Source organism: Priestia sp. LL-8, assembly GCF_036227845.1.
GTDB classification, from domain to species: Bacteria; Bacillota; Bacilli; order Bacillales; family Bacillaceae_H; genus Priestia; species Priestia zanthoxyli.
Window position 1 is genome coordinate 2,714,638 of sequence record NZ_JAZAQH010000001.1, and the last position, 26,691, is coordinate 2,741,328.

The window sequence follows — 26,691 nt, forward strand, 5'->3', positions numbered from 1 at the left end:
TCACTTTATCTCCTCCGAACTTTAAAGTAATTTTCATGATCCGTTAACATATATCTGCAAACTTCTTACACGATTTCTCTAGATCTTCTTTTTTAGCAAGCTGACAAACCCACTCTTCAGGAATACCATCCAGCTCATAATATGCTCCTGCCATAGTTCCTGTAATAAAGCCTATTGTATCTGTGTCTTCCCCTAAATTCACAGCAGTAAGTACAGCTTCTTCGTAGTCATCACTTTGCAGAAAAGACCAAAGTGATGCTTCTAGCGAGCTGACGACGTATCCAGTTGACCCGATTTCATTTCTTGCTGCGTGGGGCAAGCTTAGGTTTAACACTCGTTCGTACGCAGAAAATTCTGCTTCATACTCCGTACCTGTTAAATGCTTTTGACAGAGATTTACCGCTTTTTCATATGCTTCAAAAGGCTCGTCGCCGTGAAGGAGACGAATAAGCAGCTCCACGTATATAATGCAGCCAAGAGTAGAGCGCAAGTGGCGATGCGTGACGTGCGCAATTCTTTCTATTTCTTCTTTTCTTTTTGTAAAGCTAAGTTCCTGACGTAGTGTAAACGCAAGCGGGGCAATACGCATAAGCGCTCCGTTTCCGTTGTCATATTCAGCGCTTCCTCCCCACTCTTCTTTAGGAAGTCCTCTTTTATAGCGGCGAATCGCTTCGCTTGTTGCAATGCCTATATCAAACATTTCTCCGTACGGCGTCCAGTAGCCGTCCGACCAATAGTTCGCAAACTTTTGCATTAAATCATATTCATCTTGTTTTTCTAGTAGATTATCAATCAAGCACATCGTTAAAGACGTATCATCTGACCACGTTCCTTTAGGCTGGTTGTATGTACCGTAGCCGGTCATAGTTGTAATTCGAAATGAATCGCGCTTTTTAAACTCAACTGGAACGCCTAAAGCGTCTCCGACAGCTCCTCCTAGAATCGTAGAAAGGACTTTTTTATGTAGCGTCATGTGATCAACTCCTTTCTATTATTGTAATTGTTTGATTTTGGAATTTGCAAGAGATCTCTTGCCTAGACGTTTTTTCTTCTTTTTACAAAGGAATTTACAAGCCTTAATCTAATTTAGTAAGAGGTAAAAAAACATGTGAGGTGTGGTAGATGATTCATTTTTTTGAATATAATTGGCAAGTGAGAGATGAATGGTTTAGCTGGTGTTATCAACTTTCTAGAGAAGAACTGTTGAAGAAGCGGACTGGAGGAACGGGCAGCATTTTACAAACTCTGTTTCATATTATTGATGTGGAAGACAGTTGGATACGCGCCATCCAAGGTAAACCAGATATCGTTCTTTCTTTTGAAGAACACGATACGCTCGAAAAGCTTCAAGCACTCTCTTCCGCACATAGACCCGAAATTGCCGACTTTCTAAGTCATTTGAATTTTTCCAACAAAAGGTACGTAACAGTCCCTTGGGATTCTACTTCTTACACGGAAGCTGACATTTTGCATCACATCATCATTCATGAAATCCATCACATCGGCCAGCTTTCTATTTGGGCAAGAGAGGTGAATAAACAGCCTATTTCTTCTCACTATGTAGGAAGAAACATAAAAGACATTCCTTCGTACTTCTCTAAAAACAATTGACCAACAAGAACAAACGTTCTATAGTAAATATATGGAGGTGAAAACGATGCGACCTGAACTTACAAAAGATTTACTTATCAAAGACTTTACCGATTTTTACTGGCTCAAAACCGAGCTGCAGCAATTTTGCCGTGAAAACAATATGAGCCCGTCTGGATCTAAAATGGAACTTTCAAAAAGAATTGAAGTGTTTTTAACAACCGGTAACACTCAACAATCAAAATCACCTTCTAAAAGACGCTCGTCCTCTAAAACGAAAGCGCTGCTAACATTAGATACCGTCATTGGGGAAAATCACCTCTGCAGTCAAGAAGTACGGGCTTTTTTTAAAGAAGCCATTCATCCTACGTTTCATTTTTCCACGTATATTCAAAACTACTTTAAAGAAAATGTAGGGAAAACCTATCGAGATGTGGTAAAAGCGTGGCATGAAGAAGAAAAACGAAGAAAGCAGCCTTCTTATCAAAAAGAAATTGCGCCTCAGTTTGAGTACAACCGCTTTATTCGCGATTTTTTTAACGATCCGAAAAACAATGGAAAAAGCCGCGATGATGCAATTGCGGCGTGGAAGCATTTGAAACTTCAGCCTGGAAGCAATCAATACCGCTCTTAAATCAAACTCTACATATAAAGACCATTAAAACACCACCTCAAGAAAAGGTGGTGTTTGTGCACGCCTGTAGATTTCTTCACATACACATGTACTGTTTGTTACGGCGTAAAATCTTTAGCTATAAACGGATTCTTTTTTAATTAAACCAAGCGTCTGTGAAGTAGACGCATGAATTTCGTTAAAGAAGTCTGGATGATCAACTAACGACATGCCATAAGAAGGAATCATTTCTTTTATTTTTGGCTCCCACTTGTTCATGTTTTCTGGGAAGCATTTTTCTAATACTTCAAGCATAACGTGAACGGCCGTTGACGCACCAGGAGAAGCGCCAAGAAGTGCAGCAACAGAACCATCAGCGGCACTTACAACTTCTGTACCAAACTGAAGCGTTCCTTTCCCACCGGCTTCCGTGTCTTTGATTACCTGAACACGCTGGCCTGCTACAACGATATCCCAGTCTTCGCTTTTCGCGTTCGGGATAAACTCACGCAGTTCTTCCACACGTTTTTCATTTGATAACAGCACTTGCTGAATCAGGTATTTCGTTAACGCCATTTCTTTGACACCTGCTGCTAGCATGGTTAAAATATTATTCGGTTTTACAGAACTGATTAAATCCAAGTTTGAACCTGTTTTTAAGAACTTTGGTGAAAAGCCGGCAAATGGACCAAACAACAGCGTCTTTTTGTTATCAATATAGCGTGTATCAAGGTGCGGAACTGACATTGGCGGAGCTCCGACTTTGGCTTTTCCGTATACTTTCCCGTGGTGCTGCGCAATCACTTCAGGGTTATTGCATACCATAAATAATCCGCTTACCGGGAATCCTCCAATATGCTTGGATTCAGGAATACCTGTTTTTTGAAGTAAAGGCAAGCTTCCGCCTCCACCTCCGATAAAGATGAACTTTGCCGTGTGGTACTCAACTTTGCCGCTGTCTACATCTGCGACTTTTACTTCCCACATACCGTCACTTTTACGTTTAATATCTTTTACACTTCGTTTGTAATGAACGTGAACCCCTTTATTCTTCAGATGATCAAACAACATGCGTGTTAAAGCACCGAAGTTTACGTCTGTTCCCGAATCAATTTTAGTTGCGGCAATCGGTTCATTTGACGTGCGCCCCTTCATGATTAGCGGAATCCATTCTTTTAGTTTGTCAGGACTGTCGGAATACTCCATTCCTTGAAACAACGGATTGTTTGACAGCGCTTCAAAACGCTTTTTCAGAAACGATACATTTTTTTCCCCTTGTACCAAACTCATATGCGGAATTGGCATGATAAAATCTTGCGGATTGCGAATCAACTTGCTGCTTACCAGATAAGACCAAAACTGCCTTGACAGCTGAAACTGCTCGTTAATTCGAATCGCTTTCGTTATATCTATAGATCCATCAGCTTTTTCTGATGTATAGTTTAGTTCGCACAGCGCAGAATGGCCCGTCCCTGCATTATTCCATTCGTTCGAGCTTTCTTCCCCTGCGTCTGCGAGTTTTTCAAATACTTTAATGTCCCATTCAGGTGCTAACTCTTTGAGTAATGATCCCAAAGTTGCGCTCATGACTCCGGCACCAATTAAGATAACGTCTGTTTTTTTCTGTACGTTGCTCATTATAACCTTCCTCATCCCCTATATTTGTAAAAAGATGTAGGCGCTCCTGCTTACGTAGTAAAAAAATTCAGGTGCGACCTAAGAACACACCTTTTTCTGTCTCACTTATAACTATATCACAGTATAATTGTCTGATGATTATAAACTATTCAAAAATGATAAAAAAGTGAGAAAATCGCCCACAAATTCCAAAAAACTTATTAAATTTCGTCTGCATTTTCTTTTATTAGTAAACTTTTATACCTACTTCTAAGTGGCAAAGCATTGATTAATAAAATAACAAACTATTCCAAAAATTCAGCTTAAAAACCAAAATAACTGCCTTGAAAATTTCACCTACTATAACTATACTCAGCCCAAAGAACAATCAGCACTATAAATAGAAAAGCCTTCATTCTTTTTGACTAGCTATACGTAGATGTATTCATATATGTATAGAGCACCGGCTCGTTCAGGTGCATATTTAGAGAAATAAGTATTATATTATAACAGCTAATTTTCAGCTCATATTGCAAGTTACAATATCTATGTCATATAACATACCATGAAATAAGTGAATAAGTAAATGATTATTCAGAAATTTATGTTATAAAACCTAACATGTATGTTGACTTTTACATAGACTATATTTGAATATTTAAAAGAAAACCCTCCAAATTTTGACGAGTGACATATTGTTATACGCTCGAGCATTTTTTCGATGAAGCATTTCCACAAAAATACCCCTTAGAGACTTTAGCAAATCAACGTGCACTCACAAAAAGCTTTTCAATCATGTAATTTACTTAAAAAATCCGTAAACGTATCTGCGATGTAAAATACATTGCTCCTTGCACGTTCTTCCACTTGTTCTTCAGTTAAACCTTTCTCTTCCATTAACACTTCTTTTTCAGGGGCATTTTCGTGTTCCCAAAATACCACAATCGGGTTGTCTATATTATTTTTATAATCTAAACAAATTAAATTTCGAGCGGGATCATTCGCAATAGGAAAAACCTTTTTCGAAAGCATAGGTTTATATAGTTCATATTTTTGAACAATGTACTCACTGCTTTTCTTATCAAAGCTAAATAAACTACCAAAACAAAGCTCTACGTTGCCTACATTAAATTCTTCTGATAATACGCTAGCACCTCCATTTATTTTTACACAATCAATATAATCTTTAGGTAAGTGGAATCCTAATTGCCTTCCACTTTCTTCAACCTCATTTTCTGATACTTCTCGATCAGCATATTCCCACTCTAAATCTTTTCTCATCTAATTCCTCCTTATAAATAGGGACTATTCCATAACTCCAATCAGAAATGGATATTTAATTCTTCACGAATCGATTTATCTAAATATTCTTCAAAGCTTCCTGCTATAACTTTTTTTCCGCCAAAGTCAAAATCAACTATGACGATTTCTTTATTAGGGTATTGAAAGCCTACTGGATTTCCCGCACTGTCTACTCCAATCACAACAAAATGCTCGTATCCTTGAGGCAACATATTTCTGAACTGTAGAGATTTATCTACAAATGACGGTGTAGACACAAACTCTGCCTCTCTTAACCCTAAAACAACCGCTTCACCAATTGCCCCCGAACCATACCTCAAAAGAAATTTTTTAAAGTCCTCTGGAAGTTTCACTTTTAGCTTCGCTTCAGCTTGTGTCACTTCCTCACTAGTAACAGCACCGCCAAAAGCTTCAGGGTACATTTCCAACTCTTGGTCCACTGCTTTTAATAATTCGATCTTCATTCCATTCCTTCCCTTTCTGTAAATGTAGCTTTCTATAAGTATCCATTATCCTGATTCATATAAGTTATTAAAGAACCCAGTAAAACTATCTGCAAGGATAAACATATTGTCCATTTCGTCTTCGGGTTCTATATCATGAATCCAAAAATATACTTTTCCCTGATACTCTCCACTAACTCCTAATAAAATCTCATTTCCTCCAGGGTCATTACCAATTGAAATAAAATCTTCTGGTATTTCTCCTTCTAATACCTCAAAAACTTTACTTAAATTACTTTTCATATCGCCAATTCCATAAAACTTATTGACTAAACTTTCTCCTTTATCATCAGAGATTTTAAAGTTAGATTCTTGAGGAAATCCTCCATTGTATTCTAGTAGAAAATCAACATATTGCTTGGGTAGCGTAAGTTCATACTCTTGTTCAAATTGTTTTATATCCTGTAAAGAAACTTTTGGATTTACACTAAGCATTTTTGTCATACTCTCACTCCTATATCATTACTTATTTTTTCCATTAACCTTTGATTGACCACCAATGTGCCTAAACTCTCTGTGGATATCTTCATCTACTAGCATCATTGTTTTTCCATCTTCATGATGATGCCACGTATAACCGTCTGGCGGCCTTCTAATATCTATTATTGGTGGATCAGTATCTTTTGTAAGTCTAGCTGCTTTGTTTGTATTTTCAAAATCTTTCGGATTATTTTTAGGCGAATGAACTTCTATTTTTACAGGCTTAACATTTGGATGCATAAAAGGTGTAAAATCTGGATAACCATTCGGGTAGCTTACTGATGTTCCAGACTTGTTAGTATAAGTCCAAGTACCATTATTTTCGATGGAGATACTTCCACCTTTTTTATACCACTTTTCAGGTATTGGAGAGTTCATTGGTTTAGCCTCCAATATCTCTTTAGTGAAATCTTCTATTTTTAGTTTATTACCTTTAACCGTACCCTTAGCAACAGCTTCCTGACCATAAACCCCTTCAACATTCGCTTTACTATCAGGCTTTTCCACTTTCTCCAACGCTTTGGACTGACCTTTCGAAACATTCCCTATCTTATACGTCATTAACCCATTTAACGCTTTACCAAAGGTCTATCGAGGTAACGCCTCTCCTATCCCTACCAGTTGAGGTTGAGGACGTAAAGTCGGTATCTCAGCATCTAGTAAAGGTTTGATCTGCTTTTGAAACGGTTCATACACCTTTTCCGACCAATTGCTTGCTGCTTTTGGGCTAAATCTTTTGTTCAAGACCTACTTCCTTTATCACATTCCCTTGTTTTTCTTTTCTTGTCAAGGTTAGTTAAATACAGACTTACCCCTAGTTAGCTACTCTCATTACTTCTTGATCACTATATCTATTCTTCTTCGGATACCTTTTTACCAAATCCAACTTTATAAAAAAACCTTGAAAGGCGTTTAGCCAATCAAGGTAGTAATAAAAAATGTTAACACAAATATTTTTCTTGTCTATGTTCGTAAAATCTCATTTCCCAGCATGAATTTCATAATTTTTTCTTTTATAAAAATTTTAGCAAATCATTCATCCATCCTAAAGTGGAAGAACCGTCTCTTCCTAATTAACACTATTCAAACATTACACCAAAACTAACATTTTCAAAATTCAAATATGCGTTGCAAATATCAGAAGTATAATAGGGTTCAAGTTCTAGAATTTTTCTTGAAGTAATAAACAGTCCAAATCCTGATATATCGTTACAATTTTTTTCAAATATTTGGATTTCCGTATCTGTATCATCATTAGCTACAATTATTTCTACATTTTGATTAACTAATTGAATAATCTTTTCATGAATCTTAATCAACTTATCAATTTCTATATATATATTTTCCTTTAGAAATTCTACGTCAATTATATCAAAATCAGTTTCATAATATTTACGATCATCATATTTATAGCTATTTACTTCTATATTTTCATCATATTGTTTCTTAAATATATTGCAAATCACTTCAATATCTTCTTTCTTTAATTCATGTTCTGAGAGAAGGGTATTAACTAATCTCACTATTTTACAACTCCTTTTTCAATTAAATATTTGTATTGTGAATCACTTAATTTGAAAGCTGTATTCATAGTTCCATCTGAGTTAATAAAAGTCCATTGTTTAGTAGTTTCGTTGTAAATATGCGTTCCTTCAACGTTTCTATATTTACCTTGTTTTTGAACTCCAGTATTAATCAGCTCTGAAACATCGTTTTTGAATAATTCCACACTAGATTTGCTACCATCAGGATAACTTCCAAAATCATTTCTGTGTTTACTGAAAGCTTTATCTATTGAACTTTGTTTGAATACAACATCATCAGCATTGTGGACAAATTTACCCGTACCCTTAGCAACAGCCGCCTGATCATGAACTCCTTCAGCATTCGCCTTACCACCAGGCTTTTCCACTTTCTCCACAGCTTTCGATTCGCCCTTGGAAACATCTTTAACCTTATGCTTTGTTACGGTCTTTTCTGCTTTGTTTACACGAAGTACGTATTCTGCTCCTTCGCTTCCGTATTTCACCACTTTCCCTGGCACTCTCGCAAAGCCGCCAAAGACAATTCCTGCTCCAGAAACAGAACGGTCAAAACTAGATAGTTCATTCCCCGTAATAGGATCGTATCCTACACTTGCTTCCCATCCACCTTTTACATTGGAAACCACAGGCACCATATCCGCTACAAAAGAAACAGCTGCTAGACCATCCTGTTGTTGCTTTTTGGCTTCCTCCTCATATACACTTCTTGCGATTTCAGGCTTTTTGTAATTCTCATATAGATACGGATACTTTTTCAACTCTTTTTCTAATTTTGCTTTAGAATGAGCAAGCGCCGCAAGAGTTTGCTGAATCTTTGGGCTGTTTTCTAGTTCAACTGCTTACTTTGCAGGTGACAGTGCACCTAATACTATTTAATGGTATAGCATCCATGAGCTATGAACTTCATACAGTCATTTTTTACATTTTCCACAGGGTTAATTCCTCACAAAAAAGCACTTGTTGCCTCTCATAGACAATCAAGTGCTTTTTATGTAACTGTAGTTTTTTCGCTAAAACTTTAATATTTTTTTACAAATGTAAGGTTTTGTATATTTACCCCACTATAAGGAATATAGATTTTCTTCCTGATTTTCGTTTGAAGCTCTTTTTCCTTTAGCAGACACTACTACGATTTATGTTTTCAAAATATGGTGCTTGATCGCTGCGCTTCAATTGCTTTACTATATAATCAGAACCTTTTTCTATGGCTATTTGTCTCTCTGTTTCATGGAGTGGTATCAACTGGTATAAATTAATAACACCCTTACCTTCATCGATCAGTTGAAGATTTTCTCCACATGGTCGCATGATTAATAAACTTGACATCTTTGTATTATTAGCAAATGGCTGAGGAGGTTCCTCATTAGGAATAATTATGCCTTCGTCAATCCACCCCTCATACATATGTGAAAGGTGAGCTATTTGTCTTATCCAACCCAAAGGCCAGTTGTTTTCTTCCTTCTTTAACGCTTCTTCATTAATCGGCCAATTAGGCGGTAGAGTCATGATCAATTCTGCATATTGTAGCTCTTCTTCTACTTTACCTTCAGCCATAGGAAGTGTACTCATACCTGTTGTAAACAATGTAATTGCGTTTCTCTCTTCGGTTGGCATAATAACATGTACATCTATCTCGACTCGGCTTATTGAAACAATTTCACTTAAGGTAAAACTGACTTCTCCTATCTTATTTTCAACATAATTAAAAATTGAGTTATTATTTTCCCACTCTAATTTATTCATTTCATTTTCACTTTTACTATACAAATAGGCTAAGATTTCATTATGACCTTTCATTTGAGCCATTTTTACAGCATTAATTGTTGTAGTTTCTTGACCTTCACCTAACGTGTACCAAGCAGCAATATTGGCTCCGCTTTCTGCGAGCAGCTTGACCATTTTAAAATGTCCCTGCTGAACAGCTTTTACGAGAGCTGTAGCATGTATATGCAAATCTTCGCCAGCATTCACATTCGCACCTTGATTAATTAACCATTGAGCTGCCTGTATCGAATTATGGCTTGCTGCATGTTAAAGCGGGGTAACAAACCTTTTACACTATAGTATAATATTTATCGCCTTTATATTGTTTCTAAATATTCTATTTCTTTACCAGTCCATTTTTTATTAATTAACTCACAGATTTGATCGGAAAGAGAAAAAATTTCTTTCCACTCTGAGCTTTTTTTATAGAGGAACTATCCCATACTTTCATTTGATTCATTGAAAAATACACATCTTTTAATTTTTTACTTTTTTCAAAAATTTCTTCATCTATAATTCCTTCACTAGCTAATCTATCAAGGGTAAATTCACTTAAATAGGCGGGTGCTTCTATTGCAAACTCTTCAAGAAGATAATACTCCATTAAATCATCTGACAATGTTAAAACATTAGAATTAGAATGCTTTAATGTCTCTAAAAATAGTTTAAATGATTCTCCAATTGATATCACAATTTACTCCCCTTCTTTAATCAATTTGTATTGTAGTACCTTTATCATCAATAGTAGGAACGTAACCATCCTCTTTTTTATATACCTTCACTTTTTTTGTTTTTCCATTTGAAAATCCATAGTATGAACCCTTATGCACTCCTCCACCGCCATGATAGAACACACTTCCATCCGGATTAGTGAATTTCCAACCGTATCCACCCCTTCCGTACATACCTCATTCCAATAGAGTTTCCATACAATCTTTCAGGATTCGCAATGATGTCATCAAATGATGCAGGTTTCCATTGAACATTTTCATTCCCATATTTATTTTTGAAATAATTATTCCAATCTTGTCCAGATACTGGATTCTCTGCTCCAAAATCTGTTTTAGTTCCGCTGACCGGCTGACTATTATTACCCGTACCCTATGTTGATGTTGTAATCTTAAAATCTACAAATAAAAAAATTAGCCTTACCCTTACCAAACTACTTCTTTCTCTTGTACTACAGGTTACGGGTAATAAGCTGTTTTTTGCTTCATCATGCCATATATAATAAAAAGAAACCTTGAAAGGCATTTAGCCAATCAAGGTTTTTGCTTGAAAACCAGGATTAATCTCTCTTGATACAAAATATCATTATTTGTACCTCAAATTTAATCCATGTACTCCTCAGCGATTTGTATACTTCTCTTTAAGTTTAAGTCTTGATATCTTTGATCTAGAGAAGGTAGTAATTAAAGATCCATTTTAACCATTGTAAGTTTAGTTTACGGTATTTCACACTAGTGACAGATTATTTAAATTCTTCCAAACTATAATACGGATTAGAGATATTCTCGCCTACTTCATCTATTGTTTCCTGTATTTCATTTAGGATCGATTTATCTATATCCTTACACTGTTCCAGTGATTCTTTTATTTTATTAAAGCAAATTTCTAGACCGAGATTTACTACAATAGAAAGAATAATATCTACTTCATCATAGGAATCTGTATTCCATAATCTAGAGAGAGTTCTATCAATATCATTTCGTATATCACTTCTTAATAACTCGTATGTCATAACTTGCCTGTCTGTTAGTTGACTAAGGATTAATAAAAAATCATCTTTTTCAATTTTATTATTTCTAAATTGATCTAATGCATTTTGAAACATTGATATTAGTGTTCCAGTTGGTATTCTATCAGGTAGATTCTCAATTTCATTTATATCCATATTTTATTTCCCTTCTATTGGAATATGAACCTCATTTAAAGATTGATTTTTTGTCCATGTTCCGTCCGATTTTAGCTGTTTATTTCCGATTTTTATCTGTGCAGTCCATCTTGAACCTGATGCTGATCCTGGATATTTGCTTGCCGCTATAGGGTCTGGAGAATGCCATCGAATAATAGCCTTTTGTCCATCGGCAAGAGTAAATTCATATTTTGCTCCATCAGTAATAGTATCGGTTGGTTTAAATGAATTTGGAATATTCGAAGGAATCATTGATTCCAAATTAGACATACTAACTTCTCCATTTTTTAGTTGATTTTGAGCAATATGTCTGGCCTGATCTCTTGTCTGATTCCCGATATTACCCGTACCCTTAGAAACAGCCGCCTGATCACGAACCCCTTCAACATCCGCCTTACCACCAGGCTTTTCCACTTTCTCCACAGCTTTCGACTCGCCCTTGGAAACATCTTTAACCTTATGCTTGGTTACGGTCTTTTCTGCTTTGTTTACACGAAGTACGTATTCTGCTCCTTCGCTTCCGTATTTCACCACTTTCCCTGGCACTCTCGCAAAGCCGCCAAAAACAATTCCTGCTCCAGAAACAGAACGGTCAAAACTAGATAGTTCATTCCCAGTAATAGGATCGTATCCTACACTTGCTTCCCATCCACCTTTTACATTGGAAACTACAGGGACCATATCCGCTACAAAAGAAACAGCTGCTAGACCATCCTGTTGTTGCTTTTTGGCTTCCTCCTCATATACACTTCTTGCGATTTCAGGCTTTTTGTAATTCTCATATAGATACGGATACTTTTTCAACTCTTTTTCTAATTTTGCTTTAGAATGAGACAGTGCCGCAAGATCGCGCTGAACCTTTGGACTGTTTTCCTTTTGAATATGTTTAAAAACTTCTTTAACATGGGGAGCTTTTTTTTCAAGCTGTTCGAGCTTCTTTTTTTGATCCAGTGGATGCATCATTTCCAGCTCTTTTAGCTGTTTTAGTCCAACTGTTTTAATAACTTGCTTTTCTTTTTGTTGAATAGTCAGCTTTTTAGGACTTGTAGTTTCTTTTTTAGTCCCAACACTCCTAATCTGCCCCTGACGCACCACCGACTGCATAAGCATTCCCTCAACGCTCGTAGCGTTTTGAAGAATCTGTTGAGACGTTAGCATGCCCACAGTTGAAGAATCGTTGAGCGCCTGCAGGTATGGACTTTTTTCTAGTTCCACTGCTTGCTCTGCAGGTGACAGTTCCGCTAGTTTTTTCATGTTAGCAGGTGCTGTATCCTGCTGAATTTGCGTTAGCACTTCTCTTATGTAAGGCGAGTTTTTTTCAAGCTTGTGAATTTCTTTTAACTGTTCAGCAGGCGTCATCGCCTGAAGCTGAATCAGTTTTTTAAGGCCTACTTCCTTTATCACTTTCTCTTGTTTTTCTTTTCTTGTCAAGGTTGTTGGAATACCTTCTTCAAAAACCGAGACGCCTCCTGAATCGGTCATCGCTTTTTTCGCTAACGCGCTCAGCTCACTTACATTGCCCGGCTGAATGGAACCATTTTGAAACCCAGCTTTCACTTTAGAAAGCAGCGAGTTTAAAGACGTCAGCTGATCTTGAATGGCTGAAAGGCTTTGCGTTTGCTGTTCGTCAAAACGGACTAAATCGTTCATCGTTTTGTCCGCTTTGTTTTTTGCTTGTTCTACTTCTGTTAAAAAACCTTGGTCGTTAAGCACTGAAACAGAAGCAAGGTGACTGACTTTTTGAATCGCTGCATTCGCTTGATCGACAAGCGAGACAGTTGTATTTCTTGTTTGATTTAAATGCGCGGGAATAGTGTCTTGCAGAAAGGGCTGCGTAATGTAGCCGTCTTCGCTCGGTTCAAATGAGCGCAGCGCATGTGTGATTTGAGTTAATCGAGCTTCATAGGAAGTGAGTAATGAATGATACAGCGTTAAAAAAGAAGCATGTCCCGTTTCGTAAAAAGACCGAATCGCTTCTCCTCCTTTTCCTTTAAACGCATCATCTAAGCTTGAAAATGCCTGAACCTGTGAAATCAGGCCCTGAATTTGTTCTTTTTGACTTTTAATAGAGTCTAAGATAGCTTGAATATTTTCGTGAAAAGCATCGACATCAAGTGTTTTCAATAACCTGTAACCTCCTAGCTGTATCGATGTAGAAAAACAACAAACGGTTAACGAACAAGCGCCCGTCATTTTTCTAAACCTAAGCGGACGCTCCTCTTTATAAGGCTTGCATCATCCGCTAGGTAAAACCTTTTTATTTGAATGCCAAATCTATGCTGGTTGAAAGGTTGTTTTTGATAGCTTTATATAAAATATGAACATTATTTAGCGGCGTTTGCAGCTTTTTCATCTGCTTCTTTTATGGACTGCACGGATTTTTTGGTGGCGTTTAAATCATCGAGGAGCGTTTGCTTGTAGTCCACAATTAAGGTTTGCAGCTGCTGGTTCAGCTGGTTTAATTCATCAAGCACCGCTAGTTCTTGTCCGCTTCCTACGTGAAACGGAAAAAGCGGCTGAAACTGCTGCGCAGCAGCGCTTAGGTCACTAAGCGTTCTATTAATTTCACCATCTATTACTTTAATTTCGTCTGCCATATTGCATCACACCTTATCTTTTGCTTCGTCTTCTTGCATTTTAATGGCGCGTTCCATCCCTTGTATATCCGATTGAAGCGCCGTAATTTTTGCATCAATTGTCGTAAGGGCATCCGTCAGCTGACGGGTCAGCAAATCATCGTATTCGTCTAACATAGCCGTACGGATGTCTTCAAACCCAACAGCAAGGCTACCTGACCAAGTGGCGGAAGTGAGCTCTGGTTCTTTTACCTTTTCCTTTGCACGTTCAAGCTCGCCTTTGACTTCCGTTAACGTGTTTTTACTAGCGGTAAGCTGATGGATATCTTCATGTGCCTGCTTCACTTGGGTGTAAAGATGAGCAACAAACATCTCATTCATATGATGACACTTCCTTTATATCTATCTCTTGGTTCTTCTAACAGTAATTCCCTTTTATAGCTTATCAAATAAAGAAAGAGAGCACATCGGCACGTTTTCTTATATTTTTTGGGAATAATGTAGGTTTTTAGTTCAATACCCACTCTTCAGGATAAAATAACCAAAACTATCTTACCATTGACAATTTATCAAGATTTTCGGACTACTTCATGTGTTATTTCCACGCCACTAAAAGGCCTTTTTACACAATTTTTTTGTTAAAACGCATTCATTCTTTCTATTTTCAAATATTTAAACATGCGCTAGTATATACATAATATAAAGAGGAGGTTGAGTATGAGAGAAAAGCTCGTAAGACTCGGTTATTTACTGGGGTTGGCTCTTGTTTTGTCCGGCATTTTATATTTCTTTGCATCGAACTGGCAAGGCTTTGACCGCTACACTAAAATTGCGCTGAGCGTGGGGCTGATGCTGCTGTTTTACGGAAGTGCATTTGCAGTGCGAAAGCTGCTTCCTCAGCAGGCGTTTTTAAGTCACTGGACGCTTTTGGCCGGCGCTCTTTCATTTGGATTAAGCATCGCGCTTCTTTCTCAAATTTACAACACGCACGCTGAATCGTACTGGCTGTTTTTAATTTGGCTTGTGCCGGTTATTTTGTTTAGCTTTTTTACAAAGTATCAGCCGTTTTACGTGTTATCGTTTGTTTTATTTCAATTCACCATGGCTTTTTTCATTTCACCAACTGGCGCAGTTTCACAGCGAGGCGAACACGAGACGCTTTTACTTTACGCAGGAATGGCGTTTGTGAACTTGATTATTTTTTGGATCATAAAAAAGAAACGGCGCTCGTCTCCTGTGATCATGTATGCAGCGTTTTGTTTGTTTCACTACATTTTTTTAACTGTTTCCCTGCCGGATTTCACAGGGAGCTCTAGCTTACGGATTGGTCTTATTATTTTTTATTTGCTGTTTTTACTAAGCTCCTTTTTTTATTTTTCAAAAGTGAAGCCGCAAAGGTCGTTTTTAGGGATTTCCATCGTAGCATTTGCTTTATTTGTTATTGAACAGTTTTTCTCTTTTATTTTTAAACACTACGCTGAATGGTCACTGTTCTTAGCTTTAGGATTTGTGATTTTATTTATTGGTGCAAGCGTATGGTTTGTCAAATGGCTCACTGCTAACACGGCAGCACAAAAAACCTCGCTCCGCGTAATCAAACGAATAGCGGTGATTGGGATTACGGCCATTGCATCGGTCATCGGCAGCAGCTCTTTAGGAGGACTTGTCACACTTATTACAGGAACGTACCCAACAAATGGAATGCTTGTGATTGGCGTTTTACTGATTGTGGCATGTTATTTAATTAAAGCTGATATTCCAACCGTGAAATATACGCTTTTAATGATGGGCGTATTAATTAGCGGCGGCGCTTCTTTTTTTGTGAACGACATTCTGTTTTTTATCTACGTCATCGCACTTGTAGCGCTTTTAGTATTCACAAAGCATACGCCCGTTCGCCTGTTGCTTTTTGTGCTAGTGCAAGGGCTTCTGTTAATAAAGGTTCCGACTGCTTACTATGACACTATCAAAATAGATTATGTGCTGCTCGCTTTGTTTCTATTAAATGCCGCTGTGTACGCGATAAACGTACACCACGCGTTTAAAAAAGCGGCGCTGCTTCTTGCTTTTATCTTTTTACTGTCGCTGACTGAATTAAGCGAACCTTCTTTTTTAAATATTATTTACTGTACGGTGTTTTTTGTAATTTCGACCGTCTTTTTATTTGTGACGGTACGAAAAGAGCCAAAATATGATTTTATTGTCGGCATGATCTTCTGGTTTGTTTTTTTAGCGATGAAATATTACGACTTTGTGTGGGATTTATTTAATAAATCACTTGTGCTCGTTATTTTAGGTCTTATCTTTCTTTTCCTAAGCAGGAAATGGGACCTGTCAACGCCTGATCAGCCGCAGCCGTCGTTTCTTGATCGCAGCCGAACCGCTGTATGGATCATCATTCTTGTTCAGCTTATTATGCTGGGCGGCATTTTCACTAAAAACGAAGTGCTTCTTCAAAACGGAAAAGAAATTAAGCTCGCTTTACAGCCGATCGATCCGCGCTCGCTGCTGCAAGGCGATTACGTTGAGCTGAATTACGACATTGCGCACGTTACCTTACCTCATGTAAAAGACGGTGAAAAAGTGAAGCTCGTTCTTCGCCCTGACAAACAAGGCGTGTATGAATACGCAAAAATCTACCAAGCGGATGATGACTGGAATAAGCCGTATACTTCTAAAGAAAAAGACGTTGTCATTACGGGCAGCTATCACGACTGGGGAATTCAGTACGGAATTGAGCATTACTTTATTCCAGAAGGAACCGGCAGCAAAGTGGAAAGCGAAGCTCGTTTTGCTACTGTACGAGTTGGAAAAAATGGAGATGCGATCGTTACAAAAGTAGGAAAATAAAAAAGCAGCCGCTTCAACATTGAAGCGGCTGCTTTTTGTTTTAATTGATAAATACGCCGATGGTCATCGTTAGAATAAGAATCACAAAGAAAATAATGATTCCATAGCCAATCCATTTTATTCTTTTGGGCGTTCCTTTTACATTCATATCCGTTAATTTTCCTTCAATACGCTTTTGATGTTCAGTAACATCATTGTATTCATTGTTAGGTGAAGTGATATTACCCTTCCTTTCTATTTAATCGTTTTCTTTCTTCTAAAAGCTCTTCGTATCTTTTTTCAAGACGCTGTTTGTCTTTTCCTTCTGGCGTGATAGAAAGCTCGCTAATCACTTTTGTTAATTCTAGTTGAAGCGCAAGTTTCTCGGCTTCATTTTGCTGCTGTGACGCTTTTTTGCTTTTACCCGTATCTTCAATCGCCGCAAGCTCCGCTTTGGACTGTTTTAACGTCAAAACATGCGTCGCAAGCTTTTTAACAAAATAGCGGTCGTGCGTCACAAATAAAATCGTCCCTGGATAAGCTTTTAACACTTCTTGAAGCGCTTCTTTTGTATAAAGATCAAGATAGTTGGTCGGTTCATCTAAAAGAAGAACGTTATAGTTTCCTAAAAAGACTTTTGCTAATGCCGTTTTGACTCGTTCTCCTCCGCTTAGCATCTCTACTTTTTTATACACGTCTTCACGTTTAAAAAGTAAGCGCGATAGCACCGTACGAATAAACTGCTCGGTGTACGGACTGTCTTCTTTAATGTTTTCTAAAATGCTTTTAGCGGGATCTAGATTTTCAAGGCGCTGATGGAAAAAGCCGAGTTTTACAGGCTTCGCAACCGTGATTCCTTCTGTTCGCTGCTCAATCATATTCAGCAGCGTAGATTTTCCGGCGCCGTTTTTGCCGACAATTGCTACTTTCGCTCCTGGCTTCACACCGCCTTTTAGGTTTTGAAACAAGATATGATTACCAGCTGATGCTGAGACTTTGTCAAAACTTAGTACCTGCTTGCTGTGCACTTGGTGAAACTGCGATAGGTCAAAATGAATTTCTTCCATTTCTTTTGGCTTTTCTTTTTTCTCCAGCTTTTCAATTCTTGTTTCAATCGCTTTTGCGCTTCTGTCTAGCTTCGCTTTTTGTTTTCCGACCGCTCGCTTATGAAGTCTCGCTTCAGAGTTGCCCATGCGGCTCGGCGCTTTTTTAAGCGACTTTGATTTTTGGCTTTTTTCTTCAGACGCCAGTTCAAGCCGCTGCTTTTCTTTTACATACTGTTCATATTCAAACTGCTGTCTTTCAACTGCGTGTTTTTTTTGCGTCACATATTCTTGATAATTGCCTTCATAACAGTGAATTTTGCCGCCTTCTACTTCCCAAATAGACGTACAAAGGCGGTTTAATAATTCTCGGTCATGTGAAATCAGCAGCAGACTGCCTGTAAAAGACTTCATTTCTTCTTCAAACTTCTCTACGCCTTTTACATCTAAGTGGCTCGTTGGCTCGTCGGCTGCAAGCAGTTCCGCGCCGGATGAAAGAGCAGCAGCAATTTTCTTTCTTGTTTCTTCTCCTCCGCTAAGAAAGTCCGCTTCAGTTGGCACACTCCACTGACTTTTCATCTCAGGAGAAACGTCTCCTGTAGGTTGAATATCAAGCTGTGGAATCAGTGAGGAACGGCCATATGTTTGCACAATCCCTTGATCTGGACTCATTTTTTTCATTAAAATATGAAGCAACGTCGATTTGCCTTCTCCGTTTTTCCCAACAATTCCAATTCGCTCTCCGCGATGTACTTGAAGTTTCTCTGCTTGAAACAGCAGGCGGTCTCCATAGCTTTTTTCAATATTTATAGCTTCTAACAATAACATAAAAAAACCTCCCTAGGATTTCTAGAGAGGATTAGAGGTCATAATTAGGCATACGCAAATATGCACCCTTTTTATAGAGTAAAAAAAGGGAGAAATCACTTCATATAAGACATATAGAAATGGCACCTAAAAATGTACAGACTAATCCTATCTAGACAAATGTTCATTTAAAATAAAGTTTTAAAAGAATGTCTAAAAAAAATAGGATTACTTATCCATTGTCTACGGTACCTTTCCTTTCTTAGTATAAAATGACTTGCTTCTTACAGTGTATGATGAACATTTTTAAATGTCAATATCCATTTGGATGATATTCCCTTCTTTTCCTAAGTACAAAAGATCCTCAGCTGATCTCAGCCGAGGATTCTTTTCTTACACGTATTGGTTCACTTTCCCTGTAAAGTCAGGCAGCCACTCGCCGTGGGCTTCAATTAAATCATCGCACATACGAATGATGTCATCCATGGATAATTCCGCATTTGTATGAGGATCTAGCATCGCTGCTTGATAGATGTGCTCTCTTTTTCTAGTAACAGCTGCTTCAATAGTTAATAATTGCGTATTAATATTCGTGCGATTTAACGCCGCAAGCTGCTCTGGTAAGTCTCCTACATAAGTCGGCATAATACCGCTTCGGTCTACAACACATGGAACTTCTACACACGCTTTTGTCGGGAGGTTACTAATTAAGCCCCCGGTATTTAATACGTTACCGGCAAATTTAAACGGCACGTTTGTCTCCATTGCTTCAATGATTCTAGAGCCGTACTCATTTGAACGCGTATGAGTTAACTGACTGTTATTAACCATTTCTTCTCTCATTGATTCCCAATTGCTAATTTGCTCCTCGCATCGGCGCGGATATTCATCAAGAGGGATGTTAAACTGATCAACAAGATTTGGATATTTATGTTTAATAAAGTATGGGTGATACTCTGCGTTATGCTCAGACGATTCGGTAATATAATAACCGAACTTATCCATTAGCTCAAAACGCACCATATCGTGATGCTTTGTTCTTTGTTTTTCTTTTGCTAGACGCTTAATTTCTGGATATAAATCTTGTCCATCTCTTTTTACTTCTAGCAGCCATGCCATATGGTTAATGCCTGCAATTTTCTCTTGTATTCCTTCATGCTCCATTCCGAGAGAATCAAATAAATCTTTTGTACATACTTGAACACTGTGACAAAGGCCTACCGTCTTTACATTTGTATAGCGCAGCATTGCACCCGTTAGTGTTGCCATTGGATTGGTGTAATTTAAAAACAGCGCATCTGGACATACTTCTTCAATATCTTTTGCAAAATCAAACAGGACCGGAATCGTGCGCAGTGATCTGAAGATTCCTCCAATTCCTACTGTATCTCCAATCGTCTGACGCAAGCCGTATTTTTTAGGAATTTCAAAATCAATGACGGTGCTTGGTTTGTAACCGCCTACTTGAATGGCGTTAATCACATACTTTGCTCCTGTTAAAGCTTCTCTGCGGTTCAAATAGGCTTTAACCGTAATATTCACTTTGTAGTTTTCTTTTAGATTGTTTAGCATATTTTCCGAATCTCTTAAACGCTCAGCATCTATATCGTATAGCGCAAATTCAAAGCCAGCTAAAGCAGGCACAAACATGCAGTCTCCTAAAATATTTTTTGCAAAAACTGTACTTCCCGCTCCGATAAATGTGATTTTAGACATTGTCATCTTCCTTCCTCGTATTGGTTTTATCCTTTTACAGATCCTGATGAAAGCCCTGCAATAAAGTATTTTTGTAGCACTAAAAATAAAATGGTCATTGGAAGCATCGCAATAATCGCAGCTGCTCCTACTAAGCTAAGATTATTTTGATTTTCGGCAAAAAAGCTTGCTAACGTAACGGTTAATGTATGCATTTCCTTATCTTGAAGGAAGAAAATTGCAAACTGATAGTCGTTCCAAATATAGACGCTTGCAATAATTAAAATGGATGCAGTAACAGGCTTTAGCAGTGGAAATACGATTTTAAAGAAAATCGTTAACGTACCGGCCCCATCAATTCTTGCTGCTTCCTCCAGCTCTTTAGAAATAGTGGAGCGAATGAAGCCTGCATACAAAAAGATCGTTAGCGGCAAAAATGCTGCGACATTATTTAAAATAGCAATTTGGTACGTGTTCATCATCCCCATATTCACAACCATTTTGTACAGCGGAACTAACGCTGTTAAAGGCGGTATTACCATCACGGCGATAAAGATAAAATAGACGTACTTATTTAGTTTCGTTTGGCGGCGCGCTAAAGGATACGCGGCCATTGATCCTAAAAAAATAAGCAGGATCGCCGAAACGAATGTAATGATAAATGTATTAACAAAAGAATTTCCTAAGTTCGCTTGCTCCCAAGCCGCTGTGAAATTTTCAAGGTGTATGCTTTTTGGAAATACCCATTTTGAACTAAAATCCCCGGTTGCCTTTAAAGAAGTCGTAACTAGAATATAAAAAGGGACAATATGAACGAGCGTTATACAAAGCGCTAGAAAGGTAAAAAATCGTTTTTTCCGTTTATTTGTATAGTCCATCACGCTTCTGTCTCCTTTCGCTTAAAGTACACAAGTGCTGATAAGCTAATGACTAAGATAATGACCGCCATGCACACACCTTGAGTTGCAGCATAGCCGGCGTCTTGTCTTCTAAAATATAAATCATACATGAAAGTAGACATCGACTGCGATGCATCTCCAGGTCCTCCTCCTGTCAGCGCAACGATTACGTCAAACAGCTTTAAACCCCCGATAATATTTAAAACGACGTTAATTGTAATCGAAGGCATAAGCAGTGGAAGCGTGATGTTTTTAAACTGCTGAAGAGCAGATGCTCCGTCAAGCTGCGCTGCCTCGTAGTAATCTTTTGAAATACTTTGCAGCCCCGCTAAATAAATAATCATCGCAATTCCAACGAATTGATACGTATTGACGAACACAATAATCCAAGAGTTAAGCTCCGGGGTCCCCAAAGCATTAATCTTCTCAAAGCCTAAAAATACAAGAAGGTCATTTAAAGCGCCTCCTTGGTAGGCAAAAAAGAAGTACCAAATATACCCCATAATAATTGGGCTGATAATAACCGGAAGGTAGACAATTGTTCTTGTTACAGCTTTCATTTTAATGCTTTGATTGAGAAGCAAAGCATATAACAAGCCAATAATGTTTTGGAAAATTGTACTGCCTATTCCGTAGAGCAGCGTATTTTTTATCACAAGCCAAGTCGTTGGATCTGCAAGCAAACGTTTATACTGCTGGAGCCCAATCCAATCGTATGTTTGTGAAAATCCATTCCAATTAGTAAAGGAAAGTCTAATTCCGTTAATAAAAGGATAGATAATAAAAACGGTGATAATTACTAAGCCGGGAAGGTACATCCACCATAAAGAAGACTCTGTTTTTAATTTTTTCTTTCGTTTTTCCGTATCTCTTACTACAGAAACCGGCTCTTTCCTGACTATTTCATTCATCGTGTTCACTCCTATTTCAGCTTGTGTTGAAAAGAAGCAGAAGCCTATCTCCCTGCTTCTTAGCGAACAAGGAACTTTTGCACACTATTTTATTGTTTACTCAGACGCTTGTACTCTTTTTCCATCTCTTTTGATAATTGCTTTGGCGTTAAACTTCCCGCTAGCAATTCTTGACCTGTAGAAGACATCACCGCCCACATGCCGCTCGGTAAATACTTCCGGTCGAAGTATGGCTCAACTTTAATATCGCTATACTTATCGTAGTATTCAGAGTAGTAGTTTTGGGTTTTATTGTTTGTCAGAGCCGATGCTGAAGACGTTCCTTCGGCAATCTTTTTGGCAACTTCCGGCTGTGACACAAATTCAATAAATTTTTTCGCTTCTTTAAGGTGCTTAGAATCCTTCCACGCAGCAAGGGTAAAGCGCTCTCCGCCAATCCAGCTTTGCGTGCCCCCTTTATGAATAGCAGGCACCGGTACCGTTCCTACTTTTACTTCAGGGTTTAATTCAGTTGCATCAGGCCCAAGAGATCCCCCCACAAATGTAAAAGCAATTTTATTTTGAGCCATTAATTCCGTTGCTTGAGATACTTTTGCGGTTAATACATCTTCATTCAGCAGCCCTTTTTTCTTCATTTCTGCCATTGTTTCCGCTAGAGGCGTGTAGTTTGACCAATTAAATGTTCCTTTTTCTAACTGCTTAGCATAGTTCTTATTTTTTGCTGTAATAAGCTGAGGTGTAGCCAGCTGATCAAACACTTGAGCAATATTGCCATTTTCTCCTCCTGGAATCCATAAAGGAGCTACTTCTCCTTTGCTTTTCTTCTTTACTGTTTCTAACGCTGTTATAAATTCATCCATTGTGTTAGGAGGCTTTATTCCGTACTTTTTTAATAACGTCGCATTATAGCTAATTCCGTCTTTTGCTTGATTTAAAGGATACGCATACACTTTGCCGCTTTTATCTTTTAAAATTTGATTTAGCGCTGGATCCAAATGCTGAACCCAATCCATATCCTTTAAATCTGCTACATACTCCCCGTAGCGAAGCTGAGACCAGCCGTGCGTATCAAATAAATCCGGCATATCATTTGCACCCATTTTCACACGAAGCATATCTTCATAGCCGTTACCCGGAAAATTTGCATCAATTTTAATATCTGGATTTTGCTTTTCAAATTCTGCAATCGCGTTTTGAAGCGCTTTTCTCTCGCCTTTATTACTCATCGTAGAAAAAAGCGTTAACGTTGTTTTCCCATTTCCGCCTGTTGACGCTTCTTTATTTCCGCAGCCCGCTGCCACAACAGAAAAGACTAGTAATAGAACGAAAAGATACGTAAGCTTTTTCATTTATCTTCTTTCCTCCTTATACTCTATCAAGTTATAAATAACTGAATATTCAGTATTTTAATCATAGACAAATTCATTGCACAACGAAATAAAGTCACTTATAATTTAGTCCTATACTTTTACAAAGGTTCAAAGAGTCCTAGAGATGAAAAAGCTTTTTCATTTACATACTTATCTGCCAATAAGTATGTAGTTTCTAGGGCTTTTTAACCTGCCTTTTTTATGATTTTTTCTATTTTCCTTCCCCCTTATCACTCTTTATGTATGAATTCTGCTTTTTTATCACCCCCTTTCGAGTTATAGCTTTTAGGTTACTACTTCTTGAGTAAAGCTCCGCAGCTTTCACGGTAAATTAATTTAGTCGGTACCATGACTTTTAAAGGAATAGACCTGCCGCTTAGCCGATCTACTAGCATTTTAACAGCCTGCCTTCCCATTTCTTCGGTATATACTTTAACCGTGGTGAGCGGCGTGCTCGCAAATGCTGCGACATCCACATCATCAAAGCTTACAATCGCTACGTCTTCAGGAACCTTTATATTTGATTGCTGCAGGGCACGCATCGACCCTATCGCCATTGCATCACTTGCGATAAAAAATGCCTCAGGAAGATTTCCTTGCTTAATCGCTTGTCCCATCAGCTCATATCCTTCAGTCATTGAGTACTCCCCTATATAAACTTTCTCGGAATCAAGCAGGCCTTTTTCATGCATAACGCTTTCAAAAACTGTTTGACGCTGATCTTCAATAATAGAACTTCCATTTATATAGTGTTCTCTTTCTGTCCCTCCGATATAGCCAATTCTTTTATAACCGAGGTCAAATAAATGATTTAATGCATGTTTAGTAGCTTTCTCAAAATCAATCATGACCGAATCGTACAAATCCTCATCCGCTTTGTGATTGATAAAAACAATAGTATCTAAATGATTGCTCACTTCTTGAACCGTTTCTGGACTAACTCTTCCCACTACAATTACTCCATCAAGATCCTGCAGCAACTCTTCTTGCTTCATGCCTTTTAGTCTAAATGACTTTACTGTAAAAATTTCTTTTTCTGCGCATTCACTCTCTATTCCATGGCGAATAGAAGAGAAAAAAGGGTCCACTAACTCTTCTTCAAGCGATTGAGCAAAAATAATGCCTATCCTTGGAGCTTCTATGTCTTTTCCGTTTGCCGTTCCTTTTCGTATCTTCACAGGCGTATATTGCAGCTCCTTGGCTGCATGAAGAATGCGCTCACGGGTAACCTCAGATACAGAAAGCGTATGATCATTATTTAGTACTCTGGATACGGTTGAACTGGAAACATTAGCGTACGCCGCTATATCTTTTAAAGTTGCCATCTTTTTACCTCTCTATTATAATCTTCTATTTTTACTAAATATTTATCTCTTATATTGGAAGAATAGCACATTAATAAAACGCTTTCAATAAATAATTTTAAAATTTCAGTAAATTTATTAAAATATTCTCCAAAATTCTTCATTTCTTTTGTTAGTTTCGCCGTTAAAGTGACAAAAAAGCCGCTACCACTGCCTTGTTTTTATCAAACCGCACTAAAACTTAAGTAAACTTTTAGTAAATATTAATTTTTATAAGAATTTGTTCATATTTGATATAAAACGGTTTGTTGGGGAAAATAAAAGAAGAAATACTGATAAGGAAAGAGAGCGCATATGATTAGCAAACATTCTTATTTTCAACAATGTCTGCCTGCCCTTCAACAATTGCATAATATGAATTTCACGAAAGAACAGCTGTTGCAAAAAGATTTTTTAATTCGGCAAGAAAATGGATTAAGCATGTATTACTCACCTCATAACGACTACATAAATCCAGACGCTCATATTTTCATTGCGGGCATCACACCAGGCTGGTTTCAAATGAAAACCGCTTTTAAACAATGCGTTTCCAGCCTGTCCCATCATCATCCGCTTGAACAAGTACTGTACGAAACAAAAAAAGCCGCTAGCTTTAGCGGGACGATGAGAGTAAATTTAATAGACATGTTAGACAGGTGCGGCGTTCAAAAAGCGATCGGTATAGACAGTGCCGCTGAGTTATTTGCTTCACAGCGAGATTTACTGCATACAACTTCTGTACTGAAATATCCCGTGTTTTATAAAGGAAAAAACTATACGGGCCATCAGCCGCCAATTGAACGATCAGCGCTTCTTTCTCACTATGCTTTTGAAGTGTTCACGCATGAATTGAGCGAAATAACGAATCCATGTTTAATTGTTCCACTAGGAAAAGCCGTTGAAAATGTTTTAAGAAAGCTTTCGGGTGAACCTTCGTTTTCTCGGCATACGTATTTATTTGGCTTTCCTCATCCATCCGGAGCAAATGGACATCGAAAACGGATATTTGAAGAACACCTAGATGAATTCACGGAAATTGTGGAGGGGTGGGCTGTAAACAGAAGGAGTTGAAAACGACCTTTAGCTCTTTCTGTTTGCAACATCTCCTTCTTTTTCTTCTAGTTCTCGTTCATTTTGCTCTTCATGAAACTCTTCTTCTGTTTGTGCAGCAAGATAATCAAACGGCGTATAGTAATTACGGGGAAGCTTTCGATGCCACACCGTTTTAATCATAATAATCATCAACGGAATACTCACCATTAAAATAGCGGCTAAAACTAGTAGCGAAAAAATCATAGATTATTTCCTCCTGCTTTATGAACCCTTCCTCTTAAAATAACAAAGCGGATACCCTACATTCATTCACTTATATTTAATCTACATTTACTGTCATCAGTATACGAGATTCATGAGTAACAAAACCGTTCTTTTCAAAGAAACGTTCTGGTTTGCCTTGGCCTCTTTCAGTAGACACATAGACTTCTTTCACTTCTTTTTTTATAAGTAACTCGTTAAGGAAAGATAAAAGACTCGTTCCTATGCCAGTTTGCTGAGTCTTGCTTAACACACAAATTTCATTTACATAAAACGTCTTATAGTTCGCCCACTGTTCTTCATTTCCTACTATAAATCCTATGAGTTTATTATTTTCACTATGAAAGAAACCTATCCCTATGTAACCTGGAGTTTTACTGATATTGTATAGACGAGCATAAGCAGTGTTTATACTCCAAGGCTCATTCCACGGTGACCCACTAAAAACATTTGTATAGATGATTGCTGCTTCTTCTAATTCTTTATCCCTTAGTAAACGAACTTGACTTTTCATCATGTTACTCCTTTTCCTATCAACTTTCTTAAAATTCACTTATACACAAAAAATTCCAGTTA

The 26,691-nt window shown here is 37.8% G+C and carries 27 protein-coding genes and 1 pseudogene; 4 read left to right on the forward strand and 24 right to left on the reverse strand.

Annotated features, from left to right (window positions below):
* Positions 1-43 precede the first annotated feature (43 nt).
* The gene (locus tag U9R83_RS13740; RefSeq protein WP_014459716.1) at positions 44-973 is read right to left on the reverse strand and encodes an ADP-ribosylglycohydrolase family protein; all 930 of its coding nucleotides are present in this window, start codon (positions 971-973) and stop codon (positions 44-46) included.
* A gap of 149 nt (positions 974-1,122) precedes the next feature.
* Between U9R83_RS13740 and U9R83_RS13745 the strand changes: the two genes are divergently transcribed.
* Both U9R83_RS13745 and U9R83_RS13750 read left to right on the forward strand, forming a co-directional pair.
* Positions 1,123-1,611 carry a DinB family protein gene (locus U9R83_RS13745; protein WP_014459715.1) on the forward strand — a complete coding sequence of 163 codons (489 nt, stop codon included), beginning with the start codon at positions 1,123-1,125 and terminating at the stop codon, positions 1,609-1,611.
* Between the two features lie 46 nt (positions 1,612-1,657).
* On the forward strand, positions 1,658-2,224 hold the full coding sequence (locus U9R83_RS13750; RefSeq protein ID WP_014459714.1) for a DUF6434 domain-containing protein: 567 nt from the start codon (positions 1,658-1,660) through the stop codon (positions 2,222-2,224).
* Between the two features lie 114 nt (positions 2,225-2,338).
* Here the strand turns inward: U9R83_RS13750 and U9R83_RS13755 are convergent, their stop codons facing one another.
* The 15 genes and pseudogenes from U9R83_RS13755 to U9R83_RS13825 all read right to left on the reverse strand — a co-directional run bounded on the left by U9R83_RS13755 (position 2,339) and on the right by U9R83_RS13825 (position 14,285).
* Entirely contained in the window at positions 2,339-3,841 is a 1,503-nt protein-coding gene (locus tag U9R83_RS13755; RefSeq protein WP_013083523.1) for a malate:quinone oxidoreductase, read from the reverse strand.
* A 768-nt stretch (positions 3,842-4,609) separates the two neighbouring features.
* Complete coding sequence (locus tag U9R83_RS13760; protein WP_014459712.1) at positions 4,610-5,101, reverse strand: SMI1/KNR4 family protein; 492 nt, start codon at positions 5,099-5,101, stop codon at positions 4,610-4,612.
* Between the two features lie 41 nt (positions 5,102-5,142).
* Positions 5,143-5,586, reverse strand: a complete 444-nt coding sequence (locus U9R83_RS13765; RefSeq protein ID WP_014459711.1) for an SMI1/KNR4 family protein — start codon at positions 5,584-5,586, stop codon at positions 5,143-5,145.
* A 45-nt stretch (positions 5,587-5,631) separates the two neighbouring features.
* Entirely contained in the window at positions 5,632-6,069 is a 438-nt protein-coding gene (locus tag U9R83_RS13770) for an SMI1/KNR4 family protein (RefSeq protein WP_208733378.1), read from the reverse strand.
* Positions 6,070-6,087: 18 nt separating this feature from the next.
* Complete coding sequence (locus tag U9R83_RS13775; protein ID WP_226555385.1) at positions 6,088-6,612, reverse strand: HNH endonuclease; 525 nt, start codon at positions 6,610-6,612, stop codon at positions 6,088-6,090.
* 572 nt (positions 6,613-7,184) lie between these two features.
* Complete coding sequence (locus tag U9R83_RS13780; RefSeq protein ID WP_033579303.1) at positions 7,185-7,628, reverse strand: hypothetical protein; 444 nt, start codon at positions 7,626-7,628, stop codon at positions 7,185-7,187.
* Positions 7,628-8,407, reverse strand: a complete 780-nt coding sequence (locus U9R83_RS13785; RefSeq protein ID WP_014459706.1) for a pre-toxin TG domain-containing protein — start codon at positions 8,405-8,407, stop codon at positions 7,628-7,630. The genes U9R83_RS13780 and U9R83_RS13785 overlap by 1 nt, the downstream gene beginning before the upstream one ends.
* A gap of 355 nt (positions 8,408-8,762) precedes the next feature.
* Positions 8,763-9,548, reverse strand: a complete 786-nt coding sequence (locus U9R83_RS13790) for a suppressor of fused domain protein (protein WP_014459704.1) — start codon at positions 9,546-9,548, stop codon at positions 8,763-8,765.
* A pseudogene (locus tag U9R83_RS13795) lies at positions 9,522-9,668 on the reverse strand (ankyrin repeat domain-containing protein); the annotation flags it as partial. The pseudogene U9R83_RS13795 and the gene U9R83_RS13790, both read right to left, overlap by 27 nt.
* A 112-nt stretch (positions 9,669-9,780) precedes the next feature.
* Positions 9,781-10,104, reverse strand: a complete 324-nt coding sequence (locus tag U9R83_RS13800; protein WP_014459703.1) for a hypothetical protein — start codon at positions 10,102-10,104, stop codon at positions 9,781-9,783.
* Positions 10,105-10,120: 16 nt separating this feature from the next.
* Positions 10,121-10,318: a hypothetical protein gene (locus tag U9R83_RS13805; RefSeq protein ID WP_014459702.1), complete on the reverse strand. Its 198-nt coding sequence runs from the start codon at positions 10,316-10,318 to the stop codon at positions 10,121-10,123.
* A gap of 566 nt (positions 10,319-10,884) precedes the next feature.
* Positions 10,885-11,307, reverse strand: a complete 423-nt coding sequence (locus tag U9R83_RS13810; RefSeq protein ID WP_014459700.1) for a hypothetical protein — start codon at positions 11,305-11,307, stop codon at positions 10,885-10,887.
* A 3-nt stretch (positions 11,308-11,310) separates the two neighbouring features.
* Complete coding sequence (locus U9R83_RS13815; protein ID WP_243549439.1) at positions 11,311-13,452, reverse strand: T7SS effector LXG polymorphic toxin; 2,142 nt, start codon at positions 13,450-13,452, stop codon at positions 11,311-11,313.
* A 200-nt stretch (positions 13,453-13,652) separates the two neighbouring features.
* Positions 13,653-13,925 (reverse strand): DUF5344 family protein, encoded by a 273-nt coding sequence (locus U9R83_RS13820; RefSeq protein WP_016764504.1) that lies wholly within the window; start codon positions 13,923-13,925, stop codon positions 13,653-13,655.
* 6 nt (positions 13,926-13,931) lie between these two features.
* Entirely contained in the window at positions 13,932-14,285 is a 354-nt protein-coding gene (locus tag U9R83_RS13825) for a YwqH-like family protein (RefSeq protein WP_140451492.1), read from the reverse strand.
* Between the two features lie 336 nt (positions 14,286-14,621).
* On the opposite strand from U9R83_RS13825, the gene U9R83_RS13830 reads away from it, so the two are divergent.
* The gene (locus U9R83_RS13830) at positions 14,622-16,754 is read left to right on the forward strand and encodes a GDYXXLXY domain-containing protein (protein ID WP_140451491.1); all 2,133 of its coding nucleotides are present in this window, start codon (positions 14,622-14,624) and stop codon (positions 16,752-16,754) included.
* A 221-nt stretch (positions 16,755-16,975) separates the two neighbouring features.
* Here U9R83_RS13830 and abc-f read toward each other — a convergent pair whose 3' ends face one another.
* From abc-f to U9R83_RS13860, 6 genes are all read right to left on the reverse strand, one after another.
* A complete protein-coding gene (gene abc-f / locus U9R83_RS13835) occupies positions 16,976-18,604 on the reverse strand; it encodes a ribosomal protection-like ABC-F family protein (RefSeq protein WP_140451490.1) in 1,629 nt (542 codons plus the stop codon).
* A 372-nt stretch (positions 18,605-18,976) separates the two neighbouring features.
* On the reverse strand, positions 18,977-20,299 hold the full coding sequence (locus tag U9R83_RS13840; protein WP_140451489.1) for an alpha-glucosidase/alpha-galactosidase: 1,323 nt from the start codon (positions 20,297-20,299) through the stop codon (positions 18,977-18,979).
* Between the two features lie 26 nt (positions 20,300-20,325).
* Positions 20,326-21,156, reverse strand: coding sequence for a carbohydrate ABC transporter permease (locus tag U9R83_RS13845; RefSeq protein ID WP_014459693.1), 831 nt, complete (start codon positions 21,154-21,156; stop codon positions 20,326-20,328).
* Positions 21,156-22,088: a carbohydrate ABC transporter permease gene (locus U9R83_RS13850; protein WP_208733376.1), complete on the reverse strand. Its 933-nt coding sequence runs from the start codon at positions 22,086-22,088 to the stop codon at positions 21,156-21,158. Before U9R83_RS13850 ends, U9R83_RS13845 begins: the two co-directional genes overlap by 1 nt.
* An 89-nt stretch (positions 22,089-22,177) precedes the next feature.
* Entirely contained in the window at positions 22,178-23,437 is a 1,260-nt protein-coding gene (locus U9R83_RS13855; RefSeq protein WP_014459691.1) for an ABC transporter substrate-binding protein, read from the reverse strand.
* A gap of 314 nt (positions 23,438-23,751) precedes the next feature.
* Positions 23,752-24,783, reverse strand: coding sequence for a LacI family DNA-binding transcriptional regulator (locus U9R83_RS13860; RefSeq protein WP_208733375.1), 1,032 nt, complete (start codon positions 24,781-24,783; stop codon positions 23,752-23,754).
* 333 nt (positions 24,784-25,116) lie between these two features.
* On the opposite strand from U9R83_RS13860, the gene U9R83_RS13865 reads away from it, so the two are divergent.
* Positions 25,117-25,872: a hypothetical protein gene (locus U9R83_RS13865; protein WP_208733374.1), complete on the forward strand. Its 756-nt coding sequence runs from the start codon at positions 25,117-25,119 to the stop codon at positions 25,870-25,872.
* Positions 25,873-25,881: 9 nt separating this feature from the next.
* Here U9R83_RS13865 and U9R83_RS13870 read toward each other — a convergent pair whose 3' ends face one another.
* Positions 25,882-26,097: a DUF3951 domain-containing protein gene (locus tag U9R83_RS13870; protein WP_208733373.1), complete on the reverse strand. Its 216-nt coding sequence runs from the start codon at positions 26,095-26,097 to the stop codon at positions 25,882-25,884.
* Between the two features lie 76 nt (positions 26,098-26,173).
* On the reverse strand, positions 26,174-26,632 hold the full coding sequence (locus tag U9R83_RS13875) for a GNAT family N-acetyltransferase (RefSeq protein WP_243549442.1): 459 nt from the start codon (positions 26,630-26,632) through the stop codon (positions 26,174-26,176).
* Positions 26,633-26,691: the final 59 nt, after the last annotated feature.